This is a genomic window from Pseudomonas sp. NMI760_13, assembly GCF_021283245.1.
GTDB lineage: Bacteria > Pseudomonadota > Gammaproteobacteria > Pseudomonadales > Pseudomonadaceae > Aquipseudomonas > Aquipseudomonas peradeniyensis.
In genome coordinates this window covers 20,431-45,804 of sequence record NZ_JAJSRC010000040.1, presented here as the reverse complement: position 1 = coordinate 45,804, position 25,374 = coordinate 20,431, and the positions used below count along the sequence as shown (strand labels likewise).

Below are 25,374 nucleotides of genomic sequence, written 5' to 3'. Positions count from 1 at the left end.
GCAACAAATGTAGGAGCGGCCTTGCGTCGCGATGCGCCGCGCGGGCGGCGCTCGATCTGATAGGCGCTGCAAGGCTTTCGGCGAACACCTGGAGCCCCCCCGGTCTAATGTCGGCGCCATCGGTGGCGCGATGGCCACGGTGCTGGCCCACATGCTCGGTTAGCTGCTGATGACCGAGCCGGCCATGCCCACCCCGGACAGGTCAATGCCCGACCAGTTGCTCCAGCAGGCGCTGCTTGTGCTGGAACAACAGCGCCGTATCGCGTTGTCGCGGATGTGCCAGCTCCAGTTGCACCTGCTCGCCGATGCGCCCCGGATTGGCCTCCATCACGATCACCCGGTCGCCCAGGTACAAGGCCTCCTCGATATCGTGGGTGACCATGATCACCGTGCAGCGCTCCTGCACCCAGATGCGCTGCAGCTCCTGCTGCAGGCGCACGCGGGTCAGGGCATCGAGGGCGCCGAAGGGCTCGTCGAGCAGCAGCACCTTGGGCTTGTTCACCAGCGCCCGGGCGATCGCGCCGCGCTGGGCCATGCCGCCGGAGAGCTGGTGCGGATAGGCCTGCTCGTAGCCTCGCAGGCCGACCAGGGCGATGTGCTCATCGACCAGGCGCTGCTTCTGCGCCGTGCCCAGGTCATGGTTCTTCAAGGCCAGGGCGATGTTCTGCTGCAACGTCATCCAGGGGAACAGGCGGTGGTCCTGGAACACGATGCCGCGCTCCAGGCCCGGGCCGTTCAGCGGCTGGCCGTCGAGCAGGATCTGCCCCTGGTAGTCCGGGTCCAGGCCGACGATCAGGCGCAGCAGGGTGGACTTGCCGCAGCCGCTGGCGCCAAGGATGCTGACGAACTCGCCAGGGCGGATGTCCAGGTCGATGCCTTGCAGCACCGGCACGGGCCGGCCCTTGAGCGGGTAGGTCTTGCTCAGGTTGCGGATGCTCAGCGCGCCGGTCTGCACGTGGGCGGGAAGGGATTGGGCGATGGCGGTCATGGTCGGGCCTTTCAACGGGTGGGGCGCCAGCGCAGCAAGCGGCGGGCGAGCAGGGTGGACAGCCAGGTCATCAGGTAGCCGCACAGGCCGATGCACAGCACGCAGATCACGATGATCTCCATGCGTGCGCCGGCCTCGGCGTTCATCATCAGGTTGCCCAGGCCGGCGCCGGAGGCGAGGAACAGCTCGCTGCCGACCGCCGTGACCCAGGCGAAGGCCAGGGCCTGCAGCACACCGGTGACGATGCTCGGCAGGGCGGCGGGCAGCAGCACCAGGCGCAATTGCTGCCAGTGCCCGAGCGCCAGCACCTGGCCGACTTCGCGATGGCGCACATCGACCTGGCGCAGGCCCTCGAAGGTGTTGAGCACCATCGGGTACAGTGCCGCCAGGCTGACGATCAGCAGCTTCGACGCTTCGCCGTTGCCCAGCCACAGGGCGATCAGCGGGATCCAGCCGAGCATCGGCACCTGGCGCAGGGCGTGGAACAACGGTGCCACCAGGCGGTTGGCCAGGGGCGACAGGGCCATGAGCGCGCCCAGAGCGACGCCACCGACGATGCCCAGGGCGAGGCCGGCGCTGGTGCGGGCCAGGCTGGCCAGCAGGTTGACCAGCAGCTCGCCGTTGCCCAGCAGTTCCACCAGGGCCTGGCCGATGGTCGCCAATGGCACGAAGGCGTAGGCGCCGGCGGCGTCCTGGCGCGAGGCCAGTTCCCAGGCGCCGATCAGCAGCAGTGGCAGCAGCAGGCCACGCAGGTTGCGCAGATTCATCATTACCTCCCGGCTTGCCAGCCGGACAGGCGCCGTTCGACACGGCGCAGCGAGAAGTCCAGGGCGAAGCCGATCACCCCGGTGATCGCCACGCCCACCATCACCACATCGATGCGCAGCATCTGCCGGCCCATCTCGATCATCTGCCCCAGGCCGCTGTCGGCCGCCAGCAACTCGCAGGCCACCAGCACTACCCAGGCGCGGGTCAGGGCCACGCGCACGCCGGTGACGATGGCCGGCACCGCGGCGGGCAGGGCGATGCGTGCGACCAGGGTCGGCCAGCGCAGGCGGTACACGGCGGCCACTTCGAAGTGGCTGCGGGGGATGGCGCGGATGCCCTCGACCGTGGCCAGGGCCACCGGGAAGAACGCGGTCTTGGCGACGATCACCACCTTGAAGGTCTCGTCGATACCCAATAGCAGCACCAGCATCGGGATCAGGGCGATGCTGGGGATCTGCCGCAGGGTATGGAACAGCGGCGCGCAATAGGCCTCGACCGTGTCTGACAGGGCCATGGCCGTGCCGAACGCAAGGCCGGCCAGCGCGCCGGCGGCGAAGCCCAGCGACAGGCGCGACAGGCTGCCGGCCAGGTGTTCCTGCAATTCGCCGGTGGCCAGCAGGTCGGCGAAGCTGCGCCAGACCTCCAGGGGCGGCACCAGCAGGTTGGCCGGGAACAGTCCGGCGTCGGCGATCACGGCCCACAGGGCGAGCAGGGCCAGGGGCGAGACCAGCCAGGTGAGGGCTTTGAATGGGGACATGGCGAACCTTGTGCACGGCGGGTGATACCGAGGTATCGCAATCGCCGTGCCAGGGACCAGGCTACGGTTTTACAGGGGCTGCGAGCGGGGCTGCTGGTGGCGCAGCAGTGGGGTGTTGCTGTGGCAGCAATCGGTCAGCAATGGCCCGGAACATTCGTGGGGGACTGTCTTGCAGCGTCCTGGCGGGAAAGCCAGGCCACGGCACACAGCGCCATCCCCGCCACATTCAGCGAAACCGGGTTGAAGGCATCCACCAGCATCGAGGGTTGCATCACCGCCACATCCACCAGCAGGCCCAGCAGTACCGCTGCGCCGACCAGTAACGGCCAGGCCAGCCGTTGCACCAGCAGCAGGGCGGCGAGCGCCAGTTCGGCCACGCCGGCGGCCTGTGACAACCAGGTGGCGTGTGCCAGCCCGTGAGCTTGCAGCAGCACCTGTTCACCGGGGCTGAGAATGATCAGCTTGGGCACCAGCCCATGGTAGGCGAACACGAAGGCCAGGCTGGCCCGGGCCAGCCAATGGACCTGGTTTAGACGGTTCATGGCTGCTCCTCGAGGAAACGACGCTGGTGGTCCGGGCTGGGCAGCAGGCACTGGTCGTATCGGCCGAACAGCCGATAGCGGTTGAGCGCCACGCGGTCGTACAGCCAGTCCCGCAATCTGCGGGGACACAGGCGCAGTACGCGCAGCAGCGACCAGGCGCCGGGCAGCTGGCGCACTACCTCGAAGAAGGCCTCGGAGCGTACCCAGTAGTGTCGATCACGGATCACCGCCATGGTATCGAACGCTGTCACTGGCAGGCCTGCCCAGGCCAGCAAGGCCTGGCCTTGCGCTGACTGGACCGTGGCCAGGCGGATACGCCGGTGGCGATCATGGCGGATAACGAACCTCGCCCAGCCGTTGCACAGCCTGCACACACCGTCGAACAGCAACACGGTTTCCCCTGGCGCAAGCAGTGGGGCAGCGGAAGGGCGTATCAGTGAGGCGGGCATGGCTTGCCTCCGTTCAGGCTGGAAGTGGCATTTTAGAGGGCTTGAGCGGGAAATGGCGAGCCACCGGCGCCGCTCCCTCGGGGATTGGTCGGTTCAAGGGCGATAGCCGAACCGTTATCATGCGCGCCCGACATTGGAGCGCCCCATGGCCAAAGACATCGACAACCCCTGCGTCTCGCTGTGCCAGCTCAACAGCGAGTTGTGCGTGAGCTGCGGCCGTACCCGGGACGAGATCCGCAAATGGCGGGGCATGAAACGCCCGGAGAAGATGGCGACCGTGCAGCGGGCCGCGACGCGGATGAAGGCCATCGTCAAGAAAAGCGCCAGGCGTTCGATCTGAGAGACGCCGAACACCTTCAGAGGGCTGGCCTAGACTTGCGCTGACGACCGTATCCGTGGGAGAGCCCCATGCGCAGACTCTGGAAAAAGTACCTCGCACTGCTCGACGCCGACCTCAGTACCAAGGTCTTCGACAATTTCAAGAACCTGCTGGTGTGCGCGCTGCTGTTCGCCGCAGGCACCGAGGCGATCCACGGCAACCAGCAGGTCCTGCTGGGGCTGTGGGTGTTCAGTTTCACCGGCTGGGGGTTGATCCTGGTGTCGGCGCTGCTGTTTCTGCTGAATGTCAGCGATACCTTGCACCGCCTGGCGAAGTTGCCCTATCACACGGTACTGCAGGTGACCCTGTGCCTGGTCTACCTGATCCTGGCGTCGCGGGTGGTCGAGATCGTCTGGAGTTTCAGGGCGGAGTAGGCATCGCGGCGGATTCGGGCCTGGGGTTGTCCCTTTTATGGCCTTTGGGGTGTAAGGGTTATTGACCGGGTGAGGGCCTCCAGGTGTCCACCGCAACCGTTACAGCGCCTATCAGATCGAGCGCCGCCCGCGCGGCGCATCGCGGCACAAGGCCGCTCCCACAGGCGTGGCGCGTGGCTTTAGGGCTGCACGGTCGCTGTGGGAGCGGGCTTGCCCGCGAACACCGGCATAGCCGGTGCCAGGTACCGCGTCGCCTGCTTCGCGGGTAAACCCACTCCCACAGGGATCGCGCCAGATTCTAAAAATTGAGCAAGACAGTTGCTCCCACATCTGTTTCGGGCCAATTTCTCCTGTGCCGTTACCTGGTCCGCCTTGTTGGTACAACGCGGTTTCAGCGTGGGCACCACTGTCGCTCCACCTGTCTCAAGACATGCGCCAAGGCGGGCAACCATGGCCTGACAGGTTCGGCACGTTGCAACAAATGTGGGAGCGGCCTTGCGTCGCGATGCGCCGCGTGGGCGGCGCTCGATCTCATAGGCGCTGCAACGCTAACGTCGAACACCTTGAAAAGCCCGGGCACCGCATGCAGGTGAGCGGCCGACCTCCAACTCGTCGCCAGCCAACACTTCCCGGCAAAAATCCCGGATAATGCCCGCCATTTATCCGTTCCCGCCCGCTTTTGGTACCCCTGCGCATGGAAATCAAGGTCAATTTTCTCGACAACCTTCGTCTCGAAGCCAAGTTCGACGACTTCACGGTGATCGCCGACCAGCCGATCCGCTACAAGGGCGACGGCTCGGCCCCGGGGCCGTTCGACTACTTCCTGGCGTCGTCGGCCCTGTGCGCGGCGTACTTCGTCAAGCTGTACTGCCAGACCCGCGATATTCCGACCGAGAACATCCGCCTGTCGCAGAACAACATCGTCGACCCCGAGAACCGCTACAACCAGATCTTCAAGATCCAGGTCGAGCTGCCCGAGGACATTTCCGAAAAGGACCGCCAGGGCATCCTGCGCTCCATCGACCGCTGCACCGTGAAGAAGGTGGTGCAGACCGGCCCCGAGTTCATCATCGAGGAGGTCGACAACCTCGACGCCGATGCCCAGGCACTGTTGATGCCGGTGTCCGACAGCACCACCTACATCCCGGGCAAGGACCTGCCGCTGGAGCAGACCATCGCCAACATGTCGGCGATCCTCGCAGGCCTGGGGATGAAGATCGAGATCGCCTCGTGGCGCAACATCGTGCCCAACGTCTGGTCGCTGCACGTGCGCGACGCGCAGTCGCCGATGTGCTTTACCAACGGCAAGGGCGCGACCAAGGAAGCGGCGCTGGCCTCGGCGCTGGGCGAGTTCATCGAGCGGCTGAACTGCAACTTCTTCTACAACGACCAGTTCTGGGGCGAGGACATCGCCAACGCGGCGTTCGTGCACTACCCGAACGAGCAGTGGTTCAAACCAGGGCCCAAGGACGCGCTGCCGGCCGAGATCCTCGACGAGCACTGCCTGGAGATCTTCAACCCGGACGGCGAGCTGCGCGGTTCGCACCTGTACGACACCAACTCGGGCAACAAGGAGCGTGGCATCTGCTCGCTGCCGTTCGTGCGCCAGTCGGACGGCGAGACGGTGTACTTCCCGTCCAACCTGATCGAGAACCTGTACCTGAGCAACGGTATGAGCGCCGGCAACACCCTGGCCGAGGCGCAGGTGCAGTGCCTGTCGGAGATCTTCGAGCGGGCGGTCAAGCGCGAGATCCTCGAAGGCGAGCTGTGCCTGCCGGACGTGCCGCAGGCGGTGCTGGCCAAGTACCCGGGCATCCTCGCCGGCATCCAGGGGCTGGAAGAGCAGGGCTTCCCGGTGCTGGTCAAGGACGCGTCGCTGGGCGGTGAGTTCCCCGTGATGTGCGTGACCCTGATGAACCCGCGCACCGGTGGCGTGTTCGCCTCGTTCGGCGCTCACCCGAGCTTCGAGGTGGCGCTGGAACGCAGCCTCACCGAGCTGCTCCAGGGCCGCAGCTTCGAGGGCCTGAACGACCTGCCGCAACCGACCTTCGACAGCCTGGCGCTGACCGAGCCGAACAACTTCGTCGAGCACTTCATCGATTCCAGCGGCGTGGTGTCGTGGCGCTTCTTCGGCGCCAAGGCCGACTTCGAGTTCGTCGAGTGGGACTTCTCGGGCCACGGCGAGGACTCCAACCAGCAGGAGGCGCAGACCCTGTTCGGCATCCTCGAGGACCTGGGCAAGGAAGTGTACATGGCCGTGTACGACGACCTCGGCGCCACCGCCTGCCGCATTCTGGTGCCGGGCTATTCGGAGATCTACCCGGTCGAGGACCTGATCTGGGACAACACCAACCGCGCCCTGGGTTTCCGGGCCGACATCCTCAACCTGCACAAGCTGGACAACCGTTCGCTGAAGCTGCTGCTCAAGCGCCTGGACAACGCCGAGGTGGATGACTACACCACCATCACCACGCTGATCGGCGTCGAGTTCGATGACAACACGGTATGGGGCCAGCTGACCATCCTCGAACTGAAGCTGCTGATCCATCTGGTGCTGCAGCGTTTCGAGGACGCCAAGGAGCTGGTCGAGATGTTCCTGCAGTTCAACGACAACACCGTCGAGCGCGGGCTGTTCTACCAGGCGCTGAACGTGGTGCTGGAGGTGGTGCTGGACGATGAGCTGGAGATGGCCGACTACGAGCACAACTTCCGGCGCATGTTCGGCAATGAGCGGATGGACGCGGTGCTGGGCTCGGTGGATGGCAGCGTGCGCTTCCATGGGCTGACGCCGACCAACCTGCAACTCGAAGGGCTGGACCGCCACCTGCGCCTGGTGGAGAGCTACAAGAAACTGCACGCGGCGCGGGCGCGGGCGGCAGGGCTCTGAGCCGAGCCGCTCGAATGAGTGAAAAGGGTCGCCTGGCGACTAATGCCAGTCAGTTAAGACCGTTGGGTCGCTGCGCGACCCTTCGCGGGTAAACCCGCTCCCACAAGTACAGCGCTCGCTTCAGCGTTTGCGCGATCCTGTGGGAGCGGGTTTACCCGCGAAGGGCTGCAAAGCAGCCCCAATAAGTGCGATGAAGCGCAATCCCACAGGCATTAGCCTGGCAACCCTTTTTCTTTAGCGCAACCGCAGCACCCGGTCCAGGGACAGTGCCCCGCCGCCCCGGGCGATCAGCAGCAGGAGCAGGCCGGCCCAGGAAAGGTGGGTGGGCCAGGCATCCGGGTAGACGAAGATCTCGATCACCAGGGTCATGCCCAGCAGGGCCAGGGCCGACAGTCGGGTGAACAGGCCGAGCACCAGCAACAGCGGGAACAGGTGCTCGGCGTAAGTCGCCAAGTGCGCCGCCAGCCAGGGTGACACCAGTGGCAAGGCGTACTCGCTCTGGAACAGCTCGTAGGTGCCGGGGGTGATGCTCAGCAGGCCTTCGACCTTGGTCCGACCGGACAGAAAGAAGATCGAGGCGATGCCCAGGCGGGCGACCAGGCACAGGACACTGTCGCCGAGCAAGCGTTGCAGCTGTGCGGCGGCGCGGTTCCAGTAAAGGCGCAGGCCGTGGGGCGATGGGCTGGCGTGGCTGATGTCCATGGCGTTTTCCTCAGGTGAAGGCGAGCGGGCGCAAGGCCCGGGCATTCAGCAGCCCGCCAAGCAGGTCACTGAAGTCCAGGTCGGGTTGGGCGTGCAGGGCAAGCTGTGAGGCCTTGTCCAATGTGTAGCCGGCGGCACAGGCATCGAGGAAGGTGCATCCCCCCAGGCTCAACGGCTGGTGGACGACGCCTTCACGGGCGCCGCTGAGCAGGGCGCCCTCGGCCACCCAGGGCCGATCCTCGGGCCAGGCCCTGCCGTCGCGGCTGTGGTGCCAGAGGCTGTAGGCAGGATGCTGGTCGAACCAGTGCCAGCGTACGCCGGAGCGCGGGCTCAAGTGGCTGCGTTCGAGGTCCGAGGCGGTCATGCCGGCCAGGTCGGCCAATGTCAGCCAGGGCTCGTCGTCGGCGCCGAACGCTTCGCACCAGGCGAAGTCCAGCCGTGCGACGTCCGCCAGGTAGCAAAGCCCATGGACGGGCTGCAACGCCTCGAGAAATGCCGGAAACGCCGCGCCATAGCGGATCAGTCGCACATCACAGGGCGGCGATTGCCGGGCATATTCCGCGGTGGCGTCGTGCATCCATTGGCGCCCGACCAGGGTTTCGACGCTGGGAAAGTTGGCGCGCAGGGCCTCGACGCAACCGGCCAGCACCGTGTTGCGGTACACCGTGAACGCGGGCTGTGCTGTCAGTGCCGCCAGCTCAGGCGCGGGGCGCTGATAGACGGCGTCGATGAAGGCATTCTGGAACTGTCCGAGGCGCAGGTTCATGGCAAGGCTCCTGCCAGGTCGAGGGTGGCCTGGGCGAGGGCGCGTTCGGCGAGCAGTTCGTCAAACGCGGGGATGTTGCCGTCGCGTTCAATCAGGGTCGGACGCGGACCGATGCGGGCGATCAACTGCTGGTACAGCGACCACACCGGCGCGGCGATGGCGGCATCGTGGGAATCGACCAGCAGTGCGCCCTGGTCGTCGTGACGGTGTCCGGCCAGGTGGATCTCGGTGATGGCCTGGGCAGGGAAGCGGGCGAGGTAGTTGGCGGCATCGAAGCCGAGATTGTAGGCACTGACGTACACATTGTTGACGTCCAGCAACAGGCCGCAGCCGGTGCGTCGCACCAGCTCGGCGAGGAAGTCGATCTCATCCAGGTCATGGCCCTGCAGGTGCAGGTAGTGGCTGGGGTTCTCGATGGAGATGCGGCACCCCAAAGCGTCCTGGGTGCGCTGGATGTTGTCGGCAATGCGGGCCAGGGCCTCGTCGCTGCGGGGGAAGGGCAGCAGGTCCGGATGATACTGGCCGCGCCAGGTCGACCAGGCCAGGTGTTCCGACACCAGGGCCGGGTGTACCTGGTCGATCAGGGTACGCAGGCGCCGCAGGTGCGTGGCGTCAGGTTCGGCATCCGCCGCCAGTGACAGTGCCACGCCGTGCAGCGACAGCGGATGGCGCTCGGCCATCCGCGCCAGCCAGGCCAGGCGAGGGCCGCCGACCATGTAGTTTTCCGGATGGACTTCGAACCACAACCCTTCGGCGTGGCAGGCCCAGGCCTGGTCATAGTGCTCGGCCTTGAGGCCGAGCCCTGCGCCCATCGGCGTATTTCCGTTCATGGTCGATGGCCTGTGCTCAGGATTTGATCGGGGTCAGCGAACCCATGCCGTTGGGGGTCTTGATCGAGGTGCAGGTACCCGTCGGCACGTTTTTCCACTGCATGCCGTCGTAGTCTTTTTTCGCGCTGCCGGCGCAGGTGGTGCCGGCGCCGGCCTTGCAGTCGTTCTTGCCGGCCATGGCCACGCCGTAGCATTTCTCCATGGTGGCCGCCTTGGTGGTGTCGTCGGCCAGGGCTGCGCCTGCCAGCGAGGCAAGGGCGAGGGCGGCGGTGGCGAGGGCGAGGGTTTTCATGGTGTCGTCTCCAGAAGATGGGGCCGTGGCGATGTACCGGCGGCTCATGGAGTAGTTCGCGGCGATAGGCGAGGCGGTTACAGCGCTTGCAAAATATTTTTCGCCACCTGCGCCGGCCACCTAAGGTAAGGAAGCGGCGTCGGTGCTTGCGCAGGGCGTTGCGGCGATGGTTGGATAAAAAAGAAACCCACAGACGGTGTAACCCCGGCGGCCGATGCAACGAACTAACCCACAGGATGTGCTCAGTGCACGCGAATCACAGCTGCAGGCCCTGCTGTTGCTTGGTCTGGCCGGTGACGCCGGGGCCTATCGCGAATTCCTCGCGGCGCTGGCGGTGCACTTGCGTGGTTTTTTGCGTCGGCGCCTGGCGCAACGACCGGCCGAGGTCGAAGACTTGCTGCAGGAGGTGCTGCTGGCGGTGCACAATGCCCGCCACACCTACCAGGCGCAGCAACCGTTGACCGCCTGGGTGCAGGCGATCGCCCGCTACAAGCTGGCCGACCACTGGCGCGGCCAGGCCCGGCGCGAGGCGCGCCACGAGCCGCTGGAGGATGACAGCGAGTTGTTCGCCTGTGGCGAAGAAGAGCCGGCCCAGGCCAGCCGGGACCTGAACAAGCTGCTCGGGCAGTTGCCCGACCGCCAGCGCCTGCCCATCGTCCACGTCAAGCTGGAAGGGCTGTCGGTGGAGGAAACCGCGCGTATCACCGGGCTGTCCAGTTCGGCGGTGAAGGTGGGCATACACCGGGGGCTCAAGGCCCTGGGAAGGTTGATTCGAGGTAAAGACGACCATGAAAACCGATGAGTTGATCAGCCTTTTGGCGACCGCCGCAGAGCCGGTGGATCGTCACGTGCTGGCGCGCCGCCTGCTGCTGGCGCTGCTGGCCGGCATGCTGGGCGCATTGTTGATGACCGTGGCCATCTACGGCGTGCGCAGCGATCTCGCCGAGGTGGCGCGCACGCCGTTGTTCTGGGCCAAGCTGGCCTTGCCCACCAGCCTGGGCCTGCTGGCCCTGTGGCTGACCCAGCGCCTGGCCAGGCCAGGTGTGCGCGGCGGCGCGCTGTGGGGATTGCTCGGCCTGCCGCTGCTGCTGGTGTGGCTGGGGGCAGCCGTCAGCCTGGCCGGCGCGCCGGTGGAGGCCCGCGCCGACCTGATCTTCGGCCGCACCTGGCGCACCTGCGCGTTGAACATAGCCCTGCTCTCGGCACCCGTATTCGCCGCCGTGTTCTGGGCCCTGCGCGGCCTGGCGCCGACCCGGCTGCGCCAGGCAGGCGCCGCCGGCGGGTTGCTCGCCGGATCCACCGCGACCCTCGTGTACTGCCTGCACTGCCCGGAAATGACGGTGCCGTTCTGGGGGCTGTGGTACCTGCTGGGGATGTTGCTGCCGACCGTCGTCGGGGCGTTGGCAGGGCCTCGGCTGCTGCGTTGGTGATCGGGTGCGGTTTTGCCGCACTAGACATTGGTCTATTGGCGCATTTGCGGGGATGGTCTTTTCTGTTGCATGCCCGACGTTCGAGCGTATGGGCGCAATCGATGTTTCGACCAGGGAGGTCATCATGAATGGAAAATGGCTGGCAGCCGCGATGCTGCTGTGGATGTTCTCGCTGACGGCACAGGCCGACTGCGCGGTACTGGGGCCAGGGGAGGATCCGTGCGCAGGTCCGGTGCTGGGCCCCACGACCTGCGTGTGCGAGCCCTGATCGCCTGAGGGCGCAAGGAAGACAATCATTGACCAGGAGGTTATCCGTGAAGAAAGCCATGTTGGCTGTGCTGCTGTCGTGGGGGCTCGTCGCCACGGCCCAGGCGTCGTGCCCGGTGTTTGGTCCAGGTAAGGATCCATGTGCCGGGCCGGTGTTCGGCCCAACCACCTGCCAGTGTCCCTGAAGCTCGATCAGGGCAGGAGCCGCGCTTGTGTTTCCCTGTAGGAGCGGCCTTGTGCCGCGAAAGGGCTGCGCGTAGCAGCCCCGGCGATTTTGCATGATGTAGAGATCCTGGGGCCGCTACGCGCCCCTTTCGCGGCACAAGGCCGCTCCTACAGGGCAACGTGTGAAGCCTTCAGGCTGTGGTGACCAGGGGCAATGTCACCTGCAGCGCCAGCCCGCCCTCGGCCCGGCGCTGCGCCGAAATGCGGCCGCCATGGGCCTCGCAGATCGCCTGGGCGATCGACAGGCCCAGGCCACCACCACCGCTGACCCGTGCCCGTGACTGTTCGGCGCGCCAGAAGCGCACGAACATGTTGCCCAGGTCCTTCTGCTCGACCGCTTGCCCACGATCAAGAAACTCCAACTGCACGCAGCCTTTGGCCTGGCACACGGCGACGCTGAGCTCGCGGCCGTCGGAGGCATATTTCAGGGCATTCTCGATCAGGATGTTGATCAGCTGGCCAACCCGCGCCGGGTCGGCCTCGATCACCACGTCATCGGCCAGCGCCGAGTGCAATTGCATTCCGGCGGCCTCGAACTGCGGCGCGAACCAGGCCAGGCGCTCCTCGACCAGCCTGGCCGGGGAGAACAGGCTGATGTGCAGGGGCAACTGCCCGGCATGGGCCAGGGACAGCAGGTGCAGGTCGCCCACCAGGGTATTGAGGTTGTACAGCTGGTTCTGCACCAGGCGCAGTTGCTCGGGGCACAGCGGGAACACCTCGTCGAGCATCCCCTGTACCCGGCCCAGCGCGGCATTGAGCGGGGTGCGCAGTTCATGGGCCAGGTTGGAGCTCGACTCGGCCACTTCGCTTTCGTACAGCGCCAGGCGCTCGACCAGCTTGTTGAAGTCGGTGCACAGGCGCTGCATTTCCTTGGGCTGGCGCGGGTGCTGGCTGACCCGCACGCTGAGGTCGCCCTCGGCCACCCGCCGTGCCCCTACGGCGATCTGGCGGAACTGCCGGGACAGCGGCCTGGACAGGTACAGGCCGACCATCAGGGTGAACGGGATGACTACGATGACAAAGCCGTACAGCACCAGCCAGTCGATGCTGTTGCCGGGGCCGGGGAGAAAGTCGTGGATGTCGTAGTAGGTCTGCAGCAACTGCCACAGCCGGGACTCGTTGCGCGGCACATCGGCCAGGCCGGCCAGCAGCGCGGCGCGGTCCTCGGGCCGCATCGACTGCAGCACCAGGTAGTCGCTGATCCAGAAGTACAGGTACATGCACACGGTGATGGTGATCACCGCGCCAACGGCGAGCAGGGTCATTCTCAGGCCGACCCACAGCCACAGCGGACGTTTGCTCATGGCGGTCAGCGGAACCGATAGCCAACGGAGCGCACGGTCACCAGCGCGCCGCTGACGCCCAGGGCTGCGAGCTTGCGCCGCAGGTTGAGCACGTGGGTGTCGATGATACGTACCAGCGCATCGCTCTCGGGCATGCACAATTCGAGCAGTTCCTCGCGGCTGAAGGCCTTGCTCGGAGTGCGCAGCAGCGCGGCGAGCAGGAGCAGTTCCGAGCGGGTCAGGTCGAGCACCTGCTCCTCGCCATCGCTGGCCCGCACCCCGGCCACGAAACGCTCGGCATCGACCCAGACGCCCAGGCATTCCAGGCGCTGGCGACTGTCGGCCGATGCGCCGTAGCGGCGCAGCACCGCGTGTACCCGGGCCACCACTTCCTTGGGGTTGCAGGGCTTGACCACGTAGTCGTCGGCGCCGTAGCGCAGGGCGCCGATCTTGTCCGGCTCGTCGCCGATGGCGGTGACCATGATCACCGGGGTGTCGGCGCCGCGGCGGATCTCGGTCAGCAGCTCCGGCCCTGACATTTTTGGCAGCATCATGTCCAGCAGCACGATCGCTGGCGTGCGCTGGCGGAACAGGGCCAGCCCGCGGGCGCCGTCCTCGGCGATGTCCACCTCGAAGCCATCGCGCTTCAGGTAGGCTTCCAGAATGCTTGCACTATCGGCGTCGTCCTCGACGATCAATACGCGCTTGGCGCTCATGGGTTGCCTCGTGGGTCGCGCAGCCCGGACAGCACCTCGGCGGCGGTAGTGACGTGGCCGAAGTGGTGTTTCCACAGGTCGATGCCCAGCTGCCCGGAGCGGTCCAGCGAAGAGCCCATGGTCAGGTCGGTAACCAGCGTTGGCGTCAGGCCCGCATCGAACAGGGCGAAGCCGGCGGCCAGCACGCAGGTTTCGGTTTGCAACCCGCAGACCAGCACCCGCTCGACGCCGAGGCGCTTGATGTAGTCGAGGGTCTCGGTGGCCTGGCCGTAGCCATGCTTGACGAACACCTTGTCCGCCTCGACCAGGGCCACATCTTCAGCAGCCGGGTGCCAGCCGAGCTGGCGCTGGAACGGGGTCACCTGCTCGTCGTGCAGCTCGATCGAGGCGATGGTGGGGATGTGCGCCGACAACACGCGGATGCCATCCACCAGTTTCTCGGAGGGGCTGAAGGTGGATTGCACATCGACGATGAGCAGGACTTGCTGCATGGCGGATTCCCGGGCGCGGTTCGAAGGTGGGCGAGTATACCGCCGCGCGCGGGAATTTTGCGCCAAGGGGCCGACACCGGGCTAAGCCAAGGCTCACGGACGGTGAATGTGTAACGTGGGAGCGGGCCTGTCGGAACGCCGCACCGCCCGGAACACCGGCACCGCCCGTGCCATGCATCGCGTCGCCTGCATTCCGGGCGGTGCGGCGTTCCGACAAGCCCGTTCCCACGCAGCCCTCTCACCGCAAGGGCTCATACAAGCTGCTAGGCCGCCAACCGCCCGCTGGCAATCGCCTCCGATGCCGCCAGCATCGCCCGCAGCAGCACCGCGCAACCGGCCGCGAGGTCCTCGGGGGCGGCGTTCTCGATTTCGTTGTGGCTGATGCCGCCCTCGCAGGGCACGAAGATCATCCCGGCCGGGCCCAGCTCGGCGAGGAAGATCGCGTCGTGCCCGGCGCCGCTGACGATGTCCATGTGCGCCAGGCCCAGGTTGCGCGCAGAGTTGCGCACCGCCTCGACACAGCCCTTGTCGAAGTACAAGGCGGGGAAGTCGGCGGTGGGCACCAGCTCGTAGCTCAGCCCGTGTTTCGCGGTGGTGGCCTCGATCACCTGGCGCACCTCGGCGATCATCGCGTCCAGTTGCTCGCCTTCGAGGTGACGGAAGTCCAGGGTCATGCGCACTTCGCCGGGGATCACATTGCGCGAGCCAGGGTAGGCCTGCAGGCAGCCGACCGTACCGCAGGCATGGGGTTGGTGGGCGAGGGCGGTGCGGTTGACCGCCTCGACCACGGCGGCGGCGCCGACCAGAGCGTCCTTGCGCAGGTGCATGGGGGTTGGGCCGGCGTGGGCCTCGACACCGCGCAGGGTCAGGTCGAACCACTTCTGGCCGAGGGCGCCGAGCACCACGCCGATGGTCTTGCGCTGGTCCTCGAGGATCGGGCCCTGTTCGATGTGCGCCTCGAAGTAGGCGCCCACCGGGTGGCCGGTCACGACGCGGCTGCCGGCGTAGCCGATGGCGTTCAGTGCCTCGCCGACGCTCACGCCCTGGGCGTCGCGCTTGGCCAGGGTCTGTTCGAGGGTGAACTTGCTGGCGAACACCCCCGAGCCCATCATGCACGGGGCGAAGCGCGAGCCTTCCTCGTTGGTCCACACCACCACCTCCAGCGGTGCCTCGGTCTCCACGCCCAGGTCATTGAGGGTGCGGATCACCTCCAGCCCGGCCATCACGCCGAAGCAACCGTCGAACTTGCCACCGGTGGGCTGGGTGTCGATATGGCTGCCGGTCATCACCGGTGGCAGCTTGGGATTGCGGCCTGGGCGGCGGGCGAATATGTTGCCGACCGCGTCGATGCTCACCGTGCAGCCGGCCGCCTCGCACCACTGCACGAACAGGTCGCGGGCCTGGCGGTCGAGGTCGGTCAGCGCCAGGCGGCAGACGCCGCCCTTGGCCGTGGCGCCGAGGCGGGCGAGGTCCATCAGTGACTGCCACAGGCGGGCGCTGCTGACATGCTGTTCGGTGGACTGCAGGACTTCCTTGGCGGGAGTGGTCATGGGTGCCTCCTCAGGTTGTTTTATTCTTCGGCCCTGTTCGCCGGCAAGTCGGCTCTCATGGCGCTGCACATCACTTATCGATTTTGCAGGGGCCTGTGGGAGCGGCTTTAGCCGCGAACACCGGCCAAGCCGGTGCCATCCACCGCGTCGCTTGCTTCGCGGCTGAAGCCGCTCCCACAGGGAACATCACGGCAACGGCTTGGCCAGCCGCGCCGGCCCGCGCACCGCGAGGCCGCCGAGTGCGTAGTAGAGCCCGCCGCCGAGCAGCGAGCCGGTGAACCAGCCATAGTCGTAGAACCAGCTGAAACTGCTGTTGCCGATGGCCATCACGGTCAGCGCCACCGGCACGCCGAAGGCGACGAACCCGGCCCAGTTCCAGGCCGGGTACACGTCGTCGCGGTACAGCCCGGCCAGGTCCAGGTGCTGGCGGCGCACCAGGAAGTAGTCCACCACCATGATCCCGGCGATCGGCCCGAGCAGGCTGGAGTAGCCCAGCAGCCAGTTGGAGTACACGCTCTCAAGGCTCAGGTCGGAGACGATCCAGCCGAGCTTCTTGAGCAACTCGTGGCCCATCAGCGCCAGGCCGATGAAACCGGTCAGCCAGACCGCGCGGCTGCGCCCGATCAGGCGCGGGGCGATGTTCTGGAAGTCGTTGGTGGGCGAGACGATGTTAGCCGCAGTGTTGGTCGACAGCGTGGCGATGATGATCAGCGCCATGGCCAGGGCCACCCAGCCGGGGCTCTGGATATGGCCGATCAGGCTCACCGGGTCGGACACTGTCTTGCCCACCAGCGAGGCGGACGCGGCGGTCATGATCACGCCCAGCGAAGCGAACAGGAACATGGTCAGCGGCAGGCCGAAGATCTGCCCGAGGATCTGGTCCTTCTGGCTTTTCGCGTAACGGCTGAAATCGGGGATGTTCAGCGACAGCGTGGCCCAGAAGCCGACCATGGCGGTAAGCCCGGCGCAGAAGTAGCCGACCACGCTGGCGCCCTCGGGGCGCTTGGGTGGCTGCGCCAGCAGCTCGCTCATCGACATGTGCGGCAGCGCCCAGAACAGCAGGCCGACACCCACCGCCACCAGCAGCGGCGCCGACAGCGTCTCCAGCCACTTGATCGATTCGGCGCCGCGCAGCACCACCCACAGGTTCAGTGACCAGAACAGCATGAAGCCGATCACCTCACCGGTGCCGCCCAGGGCCTTCCACTCGGGGAACAGCGAACCGAGGAAGAGGTGGATGGCCAGCCCGCCGAACATCGTCTGGATACCGAACCAGCCGCAGGCCACCACGGCGCGGATCAGGCACGGTACGTTGGAGCCGAAGACGCCGAACGAGGCGCGCAGCAGCACCGGGAACGGGATGCCGTACTTGGTGCCGGGGAAGGCGTTGAGGGTCAGCGGAATCAGCACGATGAGGTTGGCCAGCAGGATCGCCAGCAGCGCCTCGCCCACGCTCAGGCCGAAGTAGGCGGTGAGCACGCCGCCGAGGGTGTAGGTGGGCACGCAGATGGACATGCCCACCCACAGCGCGGTGATGTGCCACTTGTTCCAGGTGCGCTGGTGCACCTTGGTCGGGGCGATGTCGTGGTTGTAGCGGGGGCTGTCGAGGACGTCGCTGCCGGCGTCGAGCTCGAACAGGCCATGCTGCTCGACCACTTGCGATCTGCTCTGTTGCATGGGGTTCTCCAGGTCTTTTTCTTGTAGTTGTCGCTCATCGGGCTGACGCGATGGCCGGAGTACACACACCACCAGTACTGCACCTGCGGCCCGGCCAGGCGGTTGTGGCCTGCGTTTTCAACAAACGTGCCGGGAAAGCCCGCGCCTTCCCGACGGCCGCCGCCAACCGGAGGTAACTCACTGTCTTGCAAAGGCATTCTTCAGCGCGACGACGAGGGCGGGGTGGGCACCCTGGTACGCCGTCTGTCTGGCCGGTCCATCACCCGCGTGGTTCAAACGGGTGCAACCTGGGAAACCACCGGCGCGGCCTGCGCCATCCAGCCAGGAAACAAACAGCTGATTTTGCATAGGAAATCTTGACCAATTTGGCTTCCTGTCAAGTGCGTCAAAATGGTGAAGGGGTGTCACATTTTGGTGATTTTGATAAATTATTGTTAATAATCAATAAGATACAAAATAAGATATTTGCATATATTTTTTCTTGATCAATATCCGATCAGATACTAGCCTCGATTCTTGTCAGGCCTGACAGGATTGAACGAATCGCCTCCAGCGCCCGGCCCGAAACAATTCCAAGAACCGGCCAGAAGACCGGTCAGCCTGCGAGGAAAACGGCATGTCCCTGTTGATCCGTGGCGCCACCGTGGTTACCCATGAAGAGAGCTACCGTGCAGATGTCCTGTGTGTCGATGGCCTGATCCGCGCCATCGGCAGCCACCTCGAAACCCCCACCGATTGCGAAGTCCTCGACGGTTCTGGCCAGTACCTGATGCCCGGTGGCATCGATCCGCATACCCACATGCAACTGCCGTTCATGGGCACGGTGGCCAGCGAGGACTTCTTCAGCGGCACCGCCGCAGGCTTGGCCGGGGGCACCACCTCGATCATCGACTTCGTCATCCCCAACCCGCAGCAATCGCTGCTCGAGGCGTTTCACACCTGGCGCGGCTGGGCGCAGAAGAGCGCCAGCGACTACGGCTTCCACGTCGCCATCACCTGGTGGAGCGAGCAGGTGGCCGAGGAGATGGGCGAGCTGGTGGCCAAGCATGGGGTGAACAGCTTCAAGCACTTCATGGCCTACAAGAACGCGATCATGGCCGCCGACGACACCCTGGTGGCCAGCTTCGAACGCTGCCTGCAACTGGGCGCGGTGCCGACGGTGCACGCCGAGAACGGCGAGCTGGTCTATCACCTGCAGAAGAAACTGCTGGCCCAGGGCCTGACCGGGCCCGAGGCGCATCCGCTGTCGCGCCCGTCGCAGGTGGAGGGCGAGGCCGCCAGCCGCGCCATTCGCATCGCCGAGACCCTCGGCACGCCGCTGTACCTGGTGCATGTCTCCAGCCGCGAGGCGCTGGACGAGATCACCTATGCCCGGGCCAAGGGCCAGCCGGTGTACGGCGAGGTGCTGCCGGGCCACCTGCTGCTGGACGACAGCGTCTACCGCGACCCGGACTGGGCCACCGCCGCCGGCTACGTGATGAGCCCGCCGTTCCGCCCGCGCGAGCACCAGGACGCACTGTGGGGGGGCCTGCAGTCGGGCAACCTGCACACCACGGCCACCGACCACTGCTGCTTCTGCGCAGAGCAGAAGGCCATGGGCCGCGACGACTTCAGCCGCATTCCCAACGGCACCGCCGGCATCGAGGACCGCATGGCGGTGCTGTGGGATGCCGGGGTGAACAGCGGGCGCCTGTCGATCCACGAGTTCGTCGCGCTGACCTCCACCAATACCGCGAAGATCTTCAACCTGTACCCGCGCAAGGGCGCCATCCGCGTCGGTGCCGACGCCGACCTGGTGCTGTGGGATCCGCAGGGCACGCGCACGATCAGCGCCCAGACCCATCACCAGCGGGTCGACTTCAACATCTTCGAAGGCCGCACCGTGCGCGGCATCCCCAGCCACACCATCAGCCAGGGCAGGGTGCTCTGGGCCGATGGCGACCTGCGTGCCGAGCCGGGCGCGGGGCGCTACGTGGAGCGGCCGGCGTATCCGTCGGTGTACGAGGTGCTGGAGCGCCGGGCTGAGCACCAGCGGCCGACACCGGTTCAGCGCTGAGGCCTTTCGCGGCACAAGGCCGCTCCTACAGCAGAACGCGATCCCCTGTAGGAGCGGCCTTGTGCCGCGAAAGGGGCGCAAAGCTCCCCCTGATAACAACACACTTGCTCCTGTTGACTGCCATCCCCAGAACGGGCCGCTGCCTGACCAGCATCGAGTTCAATAAAAACGAGAGAGGCTACAACCGTGATCGACGCCCTGAACCACTTGCCGCGCCCCCGGGCCGGCGCCGACCAGCTGGCCGAGGCCTTCAGCGACCTCGCGCCCCCGCTCACCGCCCGCCAGGCCGCCGTCGAAAGCGCGCGCTGCCTGTACTGCTACGACGCGCCCTGCGTCAATGCGTGCCCCAGCGAGATCGACATCCCCTCGTTCATCCACCGCATCAGCGACGAGAACCTGCAGGGCGCCGCCGAGCGCATCCTCTCGGCCAACATCCTCGGCGGCAGCTGCGCCCGGGTGTGCCCGACCGAGATCCTCTGCCAGCAGGCCTGCGTGCGCAACAACGCCCAGGAATGCGCGCCGGTGCTGATCGGCCAGCTGCAGCGCTACGCCCTGGACCACGCCGGCTTCACCGAGCATCCGTTCCAGCGCTCGCCGGCCAGCGGCAAGCGCATCGCCGTGGTCGGCGCCGGCCCCGCCGGGCTGTCCTGCGCGCACCGCCTGGCCATGCACGGCCATGACGTGGTGATCTTCGAGGCGCGGGAGAAAGCCGGTGGTCTCAATGAGTACGGCATCGCCCGCTACAAACTGGTGGACGACTACGCCCAGCGCGAGGTGGAGTTCCTGCTGGGCATTGGCGGTATCGAGATCCGCCATGGCCAGCGCCTGGGCGGCAACCTGTCGCTGGGCGAGCTGCATGCCCAGTACGACGCGGTGTTCCTCGGCCTGGGCCTGGCTGCCGTGCGCCAGCTGGGCCTGGCGGACGAGGACGCGCCGGGCCTGCTCGCCGCCACCGAGTACATTCGCGAGCTGCGCCAGGCCGACGACCTCACCCAACTGCCGCTGGCCGACCGCTGCCTGGTGCTCGGTGCCGGCAACACCGCCATCGACATGGCCGTGCAGATGAGTTGCCTGGGCGCCCGTGACGTCAACCTGGTGTACCGCCGCGGCGTGTCCGACATGGGCGCCACCGACCATGAGCAGGAGATTGCCAAGCACAACCAGGTGCGTCTGCACACCTGGGCCCGGCCCGATGCCGTGCTGCTGGATGAGGCAGGGCGTGTACGCGGCATGCGTTTCGCGCGCACCCAGCTGGTCGACGGACGCCTGGGCGATACCGGCGAGACTTTCGAGCTGGCGGCCGACGCCATCTTCAAGGCCATCGGCCAGCGCTTCGACGACACAAGCCTGGCTGATCCGCTGGCGGCGCAATTGGCCCGTGACGGCGAGCGCATCCAGGTGGACGCGCACCTGCAGACCTCCATACCGGGCATCTACGCCGGCGGCGACTGCACCGCGCTGGGCCAGGACCTTACCGTCCAGGCCGTGCAACATGGCAAGCTGGCCGCCGAAGCCATCCATGCCCAACTCATGCTCAACGTGGAGGCTGCGTAAATGGCCGACCTGTCCATCGAATTCGCCGGCATCAAGGCACCCAATCCATTCTGGCTGGCCTCCGCGCCACCCACCGACAAAGCCTACAACGTGGTCCGCGCCTTCGAGGCCGGGTGGGGCGGGGTGGTGTGGAAGACCCTGGGCGAGGACCCGGCGGCGGTCAACGTGTCGTCACGCTACTCGGCGCACTTCGGCGCCAACCGCCAGGTCCAGGGCATCAACAACATCGAGCTGATCACCGACCGCTCGCTGGAGATCAACCTGCGCGAGATCACCCAGGTGAAGAAGGACTGGCCCGACCGCGCGCTGATCGTGTCGCTGATGGTGCCGTGTATCGAAGAGTCCTGGAAGTTCATCCTGCCGTTGGTGGAGGCCACCGGCGCCGACGGCATCGAACTCAATTTCGGCTGCCCCCACGGCATGCCCGAGCGCGGCATGGGCGCCGCCGTCGGCCAGGTGCCGGAGTACGTGGAGATGGTCACCCGCTGGTGCAAGACCCACTGCGCGCTGCCGGTGATCGTCAAGCTCACCCCCAACATCACCGACATCCGCCAGTCGGCGCGCGCCGCGCACCGGGGCGGGGCGGATGCGGTGTCATTGATCAACACCATCAACTCGATCACTAGCGTCGACCTCGACCGCATGGTCGCCCACCCCATCGTCGGCGACCAGAGCACCCATGGCGGCTATTGCGGTTCGGCGGTCAAGCCGATCGCCCTGAACATGGTCGCGGAAATCGCCCGTGACCCGGAGACCCATGGGCTGCCGATCTGCGGCATCGGCGGTATCGGCACCTGGCGCGACGCCGCCGAGTTCATCGCCCTGGGCAGTGGCGCGGTGCAGGTATGCACGGCGGCGATGCTGCACGGCTTTCGCATCGTCGACGACATGAAGGACGGCCTGGCGCGCTGGATGGACCAGCACGGCCACCGCAACCTCGAGGCGTTTCGCGGCCAGGCCGTGGGGCACACCACCGACTGGAAGTACCTGGACATCAACTACCAGTCGGTGGCGCACATCGACCAGGACGCCTGCATCGGCTGCGGGCGCTGCCACATCGCCTGCGAGGACACCTCGCACCAGGCCATCGCCAGCACCCTCAAGGCCGACGGCACCCACGCCTACAGCGTGATCGAGGCCGAGTGCGTCGGCTGCAACCTGTGCCAGATCACCTGCCCGGTGGAGGGCTGCATCGACATGCAGGCGCAGGACACCGGCAAGCCGTACATGAACTGGACGCAGGATCCCCGTAATCCCTATCGCGAGGCGGGTTGAGGTCGGCGCAAGCCCGCTCCCACGAAGTTTTCGTCTACCCGGCCAGACCGCCGCGCAAGGTCTGCTCGATCACCTCGACGAACGCCCGCACCAGCGGGCTGCGCTCGTGCCTGCGGGTCAGCACCAGCAGCGGCGCGCAGGCGCCGGGCTCGGCCAGCGGCAGGTAGGACACGCCACGCCTGACCAAGGTCCGGGTGCACTGCGGCACCACCGCGACACCACGACCCGCGGCAACCAGGGCGATGATCGAGGTGATCTGCCGACCGCTTGGCGCCGGGCGCGGCGTCAGCCCGTGGCGGCGGTACAGGCCGAGGATGATTTCGTTCAAGCCCGAGCCGTAGTCCGGGGGGAAGGTGATCAGCGGCAGTTCGCCGAGCTCGGCCAGGCTGACCTGCAACTGCTGGGCGAGGGGGCTGTCGCTGGGAACGGCCGCGACCAGTGGCTCGTTGTCCACACAGATGGCCTGGACCTGAGGATCGTCACCTGATGGGCGCATGCGGCTCATGCCGATATCCAGGCGGCCTTCGATCAGTTGCGTCCACTGGGTGCTGGAAGCACCTTCCTCCACATTCAGTTGCACATCCGGGTACTTCGAACAGAACGCCTGGATGGTATGGCTGAAGGTGTCCGACAGGGCGATCGAACTGGCGTAGCCGACCGTCAGTTGGCCGGCCGAGCCCGCCGCCAGCTTGCTGGTGATCGCCGTGGTCAGGTCGACCTGTTCGAGCACGCCGCGGGCGTAGGGCAGCAGGTGACGGCCCGCGGTGGTAAGGCTGACGTTGCGCGTGCTGCGGTCGAACAGGCGAAACCCGAGCTCCGTCTCCAGGGCCGATATCTGTCGGGTCAGCGGCGGCTGGGCCATGTGCAGGCGCGCTGCCGCTCGGCCGAAGTGCAATTCCTCGCTGACAACCAGGAAACAGCGCAGACGGCGCAAATCCATCATGTTCATCCTTGAGTATCAATCGGTCGGGAATAGGTATTGGATCCAAAGTTCGTCCTACCTTATAAACCTGTAACAATTTTTTACGAGTGTTTGTATGCGTTTTCCCGCCGATTTCCCCCGAATTGCCCTATTTCTTGGCGGATGTGCCGCATTTCTCAACCTCTATTCCACCCAGGGCCTGCTCACGGAACTGACCCGGGCTTTTCCGGTAACGCTGCGCCAGGCCAGTTGGAGCATTACCGTGACCATCCTCGCCGTGGCCTTGACCGCGCCTTTTGTCGGCTGGCTGACGGCACGCGGCGAACAGCACCGGGTCATCGCCGGGGCGGCGCTGTTGCTGGCGCTGCCTGCATTGTTGGCGGCGTGGGCGGGCAGCTATGGCGAATTCCTGCTGTGGCGTTCGGTGCAGGGGATGTTCATCCCGATGGTGTTCGCCACCAGCGTGGCCTACATCGGCGTGCGCTGGCAGGGCGGTGCTGTGACCGAAATGACCAGCATCTATGTTGCCGGCACGATCTTCGGCGGTTTCTGTGGGCGTTTCCTCACCGGTCTGGTCACCGAGCTTGCCGACTGGCGCGTGGCATTGACGGTCCAGGCGGGGCTCAGCCTGGCGGTTGCGCTGGGTATCGCGCTGCTGTTGCCGCGCAATCCACCCGCAGCCAGGCGCGAGCCGCTGGCGCTTGGCGAACTCGCCAGCAGGCCATTGCTGGGGGCCTATGCCGTGGGGTTCTGCGTCTTGTTTGCCCAGGTCGCGACCTTCACCTATGTCGGCCTGCACCTGAGCGAGGCCCCGTTTGCCCTGGGTACCGCCGCGCTGGGTGCCATCTACGCCGTGTTCCTGCTGGCGCTGGTGGTGGTGCCGCTGGCCGGACGTCTGAGCAAGGCGCGGCCCCATGCCGACCTGGTGCGGGTAGCCGGTAGCCTGGGCATCGCCGGCTCGGCCCTGACCCTGTCCGCGTCGCTGTGGTTGATCGTGCTGGGCCTGGCGCTCAGCTCCACTGGCGTGTTTCTCGCCCAGGCCGCTGCCAATGCCTTCATCACCGCCCAGGCGCCACGGCAGAAATCCGCCGCGGTCGGCCTGTACCTGAGCTGCTACTACCTGGGTGGCAGCTTCGGCGCCTTCGTGCCCGGCGGGCTGTGGGAACGCTGGGGGTGGGGCGGCTGCGTCGCCCTGATCGTGGTGTTCCAGCTGCTGCCGCTGCTGATCGCGCGGGGCAGCTGGCGGGTGGCGCCGGTCCGTGGGCCGGCGGTCCAGCCATTGCAATGAATCGCTTCCTCAACGCGCTACATCATCATCCAACAAGGAAAAGAGTGAGATGACCGTGAGTAACTTGCCGACCGTGCACAGCCAGTTGCTGTATGTGATTGAACCGGTGTTGCAGGAGATGCCTGCCGGTGTGCTGAAACAGGCGCTATGGGATGAGTTCCGCAACCAGGAGGCCGCGCTGGTCGACATCGAGCAGGCGTTCCAGGTGCTGACTTCGCGGCGCCATGGCGCCGCGGCGTTGCGCAAGTTCTTCGCCAGTTGGTCGAAGACCAACAATTCGGCCGCCAGCGTCTCCGGCCTGGCCAATCGCCTGACCCTGCTGGCGCGTTCCGAGCAGGGCAGCGCCGCGGCGCAGCAGATCTACCAGGTGTGTGGCAGTCTGCAGCGGATCACCGACGAGGACCTGGGGGCGCTGGGCAACACCTTGCATGCCGACCTGTTCTACAACATGGCCACGCCCCTCTGCGGCGACGACCAGTGGTTGCTCAAGGAAAACTGCCTGCCGTCGGCGCAGGCGTTCAAGGACTGGACCGATGCCCGCCGCCTGCGTGATCGCGACCTGCTCCAGGGCCTGCTGACCACGCTGGTGCATGAGGTCTACACCCACGGTGAGGTGGAGTACATCCATCCGCTGTACACCCGCTGGTTCGAGCGCGACATGGGTGTCCCGCCCGAGCAGGTGCGCAAGACCGTGGCCTGGGTCACCGTGCATACCGGGGGGACCGAGAGCAATCATTTCGCCCACGCGGTCGAGGCGGTCGAGGCCTTCGTCAAGGCCATGGGCATCGCGGTGGACAGGACCACGGCCCGTGAAGTGTTTGCCCAGTACCTGCAGCGCAAGGCCGAGGTGATGCGCGACTGCGCCGCCTGCCTGATCTGACCGGCTGAATCCTGCGTGAAAGTCGC

The 25,374-nt window shown here is 66.3% G+C and carries 27 protein-coding genes; 12 read left to right on the top strand and 15 right to left on the bottom strand.

The window, feature by feature from the left end:
- Window positions 1–202: 202 nt before the first annotated feature.
- The 5 genes from LU671_RS27090 to LU671_RS27070 all read right to left on the bottom strand — a co-directional run bounded on the left by LU671_RS27090 (window position 203) and on the right by LU671_RS27070 (window position 3,504).
- A complete protein-coding gene (locus LU671_RS27090; protein WP_232857504.1) occupies window positions 203–988 on the bottom strand; it encodes an ABC transporter ATP-binding protein in 786 nt (261 codons plus the stop codon).
- An 11-nt stretch (window positions 989–999) separates the two neighbouring features.
- A complete protein-coding gene (locus LU671_RS27085; protein WP_203652128.1) occupies window positions 1,000–1,755 on the bottom strand; it encodes an ABC transporter permease in 756 nt (251 codons plus the stop codon).
- Window positions 1,756–1,757: 2 nt separating this feature from the next.
- Window positions 1,758–2,513 (bottom strand): ABC transporter permease, encoded by a 756-nt coding sequence (locus LU671_RS27080; protein WP_232857503.1) that lies wholly within the window; start codon window positions 2,511–2,513, stop codon window positions 1,758–1,760.
- Between the two features lie 134 nt (window positions 2,514–2,647).
- Complete coding sequence (locus tag LU671_RS27075) at window positions 2,648–3,055, bottom strand: DoxX-like family protein (RefSeq protein WP_203652130.1); 408 nt, start codon at window positions 3,053–3,055, stop codon at window positions 2,648–2,650.
- Window positions 3,052–3,504, bottom strand: coding sequence for a thiol-disulfide oxidoreductase DCC family protein (locus LU671_RS27070; RefSeq protein WP_232857500.1), 453 nt, complete (start codon window positions 3,502–3,504; stop codon window positions 3,052–3,054). Before LU671_RS27070 ends, LU671_RS27075 begins: the two co-directional genes overlap by 4 nt.
- Window positions 3,505–3,649: 145 nt before the next feature.
- Between LU671_RS27070 and LU671_RS27065 the strand changes: the two genes are divergently transcribed.
- The 3 genes from LU671_RS27065 to LU671_RS27055 all read left to right on the top strand — a co-directional run bounded on the left by LU671_RS27065 (window position 3,650) and on the right by LU671_RS27055 (window position 7,144).
- Window positions 3,650–3,844 carry a DUF1289 domain-containing protein gene (locus tag LU671_RS27065; protein WP_232857498.1) on the top strand — a complete coding sequence of 65 codons (195 nt, stop codon included), beginning with the start codon at window positions 3,650–3,652 and terminating at the stop codon, window positions 3,842–3,844.
- Window positions 3,845–3,912: 68 nt separating this feature from the next.
- On the top strand, window positions 3,913–4,257 hold the full coding sequence (locus LU671_RS27060; protein ID WP_203652133.1) for a hypothetical protein: 345 nt from the start codon (window positions 3,913–3,915) through the stop codon (window positions 4,255–4,257).
- A 694-nt stretch (window positions 4,258–4,951) separates the two neighbouring features.
- Window positions 4,952–7,144: an OsmC domain/YcaO domain-containing protein gene (locus tag LU671_RS27055; protein WP_232857496.1), complete on the top strand. Its 2,193-nt coding sequence runs from the start codon at window positions 4,952–4,954 to the stop codon at window positions 7,142–7,144.
- 234 nt (window positions 7,145–7,378) lie between these two features.
- Here LU671_RS27055 and LU671_RS27050 read toward each other — a convergent pair whose 3' ends face one another.
- The 4 genes from LU671_RS27050 to LU671_RS27035 are packed head-to-tail and all read right to left on the bottom strand — an operon-like array spanning window position 7,379 to window position 9,734.
- On the bottom strand, window positions 7,379–7,846 hold the full coding sequence (locus LU671_RS27050) for a DoxX family protein (protein ID WP_203652135.1): 468 nt from the start codon (window positions 7,844–7,846) through the stop codon (window positions 7,379–7,381).
- A 10-nt stretch (window positions 7,847–7,856) separates the two neighbouring features.
- A complete protein-coding gene (locus LU671_RS27045; protein WP_232857495.1) occupies window positions 7,857–8,612 on the bottom strand; it encodes an HvfC/BufC N-terminal domain-containing protein in 756 nt (251 codons plus the stop codon).
- Window positions 8,609–9,442, bottom strand: coding sequence for an MNIO family bufferin maturase (gene bufB, locus LU671_RS27040; protein ID WP_232857494.1), 834 nt, complete (start codon window positions 9,440–9,442; stop codon window positions 8,609–8,611). Before bufB ends, LU671_RS27045 begins: the two co-directional genes overlap by 4 nt.
- Window positions 9,443–9,458: 16 nt before the next feature.
- Entirely contained in the window at window positions 9,459–9,734 is a 276-nt protein-coding gene (locus LU671_RS27035; protein ID WP_203652138.1) for a BufA1 family periplasmic bufferin-type metallophore, read from the bottom strand.
- 214 nt (window positions 9,735–9,948) lie between these two features.
- Here LU671_RS27035 and LU671_RS27030 point away from each other — a divergent pair, with 214 nt between their 5' ends.
- The 4 genes from LU671_RS27030 (at window position 9,949) to LU671_RS27015 (ending at window position 11,616) form a co-directional block, all read left to right on the top strand.
- A complete protein-coding gene (locus tag LU671_RS27030) occupies window positions 9,949–10,536 on the top strand; it encodes a sigma-70 family RNA polymerase sigma factor (protein WP_232857493.1) in 588 nt (195 codons plus the stop codon).
- Window positions 10,523–11,164 (top strand): DUF1109 domain-containing protein, encoded by a 642-nt coding sequence (locus tag LU671_RS27025; protein ID WP_203652140.1) that lies wholly within the window; start codon window positions 10,523–10,525, stop codon window positions 11,162–11,164. Before LU671_RS27030 ends, LU671_RS27025 begins: the two co-directional genes overlap by 14 nt.
- A gap of 124 nt (window positions 11,165–11,288) precedes the next feature.
- Window positions 11,289–11,432 carry a PA0050 family protein gene (locus tag LU671_RS27020; protein ID WP_110738062.1) on the top strand — a complete coding sequence of 48 codons (144 nt, stop codon included), beginning with the start codon at window positions 11,289–11,291 and terminating at the stop codon, window positions 11,430–11,432.
- A gap of 46 nt (window positions 11,433–11,478) precedes the next feature.
- Window positions 11,479–11,616 (top strand): PA0050 family protein, encoded by a 138-nt coding sequence (locus LU671_RS27015; protein ID WP_232857492.1) that lies wholly within the window; start codon window positions 11,479–11,481, stop codon window positions 11,614–11,616.
- 171 nt (window positions 11,617–11,787) lie between these two features.
- Here LU671_RS27015 and LU671_RS27010 read toward each other — a convergent pair whose 3' ends face one another.
- The 5 genes from LU671_RS27010 to LU671_RS26990 form a co-directional block, all read right to left on the bottom strand.
- Complete coding sequence (locus LU671_RS27010; RefSeq protein WP_232857491.1) at window positions 11,788–12,960, bottom strand: ATP-binding protein; 1,173 nt, start codon at window positions 12,958–12,960, stop codon at window positions 11,788–11,790.
- Between the two features lie 5 nt (window positions 12,961–12,965).
- Entirely contained in the window at window positions 12,966–13,655 is a 690-nt protein-coding gene (locus LU671_RS27005; protein WP_203652142.1) for a response regulator transcription factor, read from the bottom strand.
- Complete coding sequence (locus LU671_RS27000; RefSeq protein ID WP_232857490.1) at window positions 13,652–14,146, bottom strand: cysteine hydrolase family protein; 495 nt, start codon at window positions 14,144–14,146, stop codon at window positions 13,652–13,654. The genes LU671_RS27005 and LU671_RS27000 overlap by 4 nt, the downstream gene beginning before the upstream one ends.
- Before the next feature lie 263 nt (window positions 14,147–14,409).
- Window positions 14,410–15,696, bottom strand: coding sequence for a Zn-dependent hydrolase (locus LU671_RS26995; RefSeq protein ID WP_232857489.1), 1,287 nt, complete (start codon window positions 15,694–15,696; stop codon window positions 14,410–14,412).
- Between the two features lie 186 nt (window positions 15,697–15,882).
- Window positions 15,883–17,373 (bottom strand): NCS1 family nucleobase:cation symporter-1, encoded by a 1,491-nt coding sequence (locus LU671_RS26990; protein WP_232857488.1) that lies wholly within the window; start codon window positions 17,371–17,373, stop codon window positions 15,883–15,885.
- 616 nt (window positions 17,374–17,989) lie between these two features.
- Here LU671_RS26990 and hydA point away from each other — a divergent pair.
- The 3 genes from hydA to preA all read left to right on the top strand — a co-directional run bounded on the left by hydA (window position 17,990) and on the right by preA (window position 22,258).
- Entirely contained in the window at window positions 17,990–19,429 is a 1,440-nt protein-coding gene (gene hydA, locus LU671_RS26985; protein WP_232857486.1) for a dihydropyrimidinase, read from the top strand.
- 186 nt (window positions 19,430–19,615) lie between these two features.
- Window positions 19,616–20,983 carry an NAD(P)-dependent oxidoreductase gene (locus LU671_RS26980; RefSeq protein WP_232857484.1) on the top strand — a complete coding sequence of 456 codons (1,368 nt, stop codon included), beginning with the start codon at window positions 19,616–19,618 and terminating at the stop codon, window positions 20,981–20,983.
- The gene (preA, locus tag LU671_RS26975) at window positions 20,984–22,258 is read left to right on the top strand and encodes an NAD-dependent dihydropyrimidine dehydrogenase subunit PreA (RefSeq protein ID WP_203652156.1); all 1,275 of its coding nucleotides are present in this window, start codon (window positions 20,984–20,986) and stop codon (window positions 22,256–22,258) included.
- A 34-nt stretch (window positions 22,259–22,292) separates the two neighbouring features.
- Here preA and LU671_RS26970 read toward each other — a convergent pair whose 3' ends face one another.
- Window positions 22,293–23,201, bottom strand: a complete 909-nt coding sequence (locus LU671_RS26970; RefSeq protein WP_232857482.1) for a LysR family transcriptional regulator — start codon at window positions 23,199–23,201, stop codon at window positions 22,293–22,295.
- Window positions 23,202–23,295: 94 nt separating this feature from the next.
- Here LU671_RS26970 and LU671_RS26965 point away from each other — a divergent pair, with 94 nt between their 5' ends.
- Complete coding sequence (locus tag LU671_RS26965; protein WP_232857480.1) at window positions 23,296–24,468, top strand: MFS transporter; 1,173 nt, start codon at window positions 23,296–23,298, stop codon at window positions 24,466–24,468.
- A gap of 49 nt (window positions 24,469–24,517) precedes the next feature.
- A complete protein-coding gene (locus LU671_RS26960) occupies window positions 24,518–25,348 on the top strand; it encodes a hypothetical protein (protein WP_267967276.1) in 831 nt (276 codons plus the stop codon).
- The last annotated feature ends 26 nt before the right edge of the window (window positions 25,349–25,374 follow it).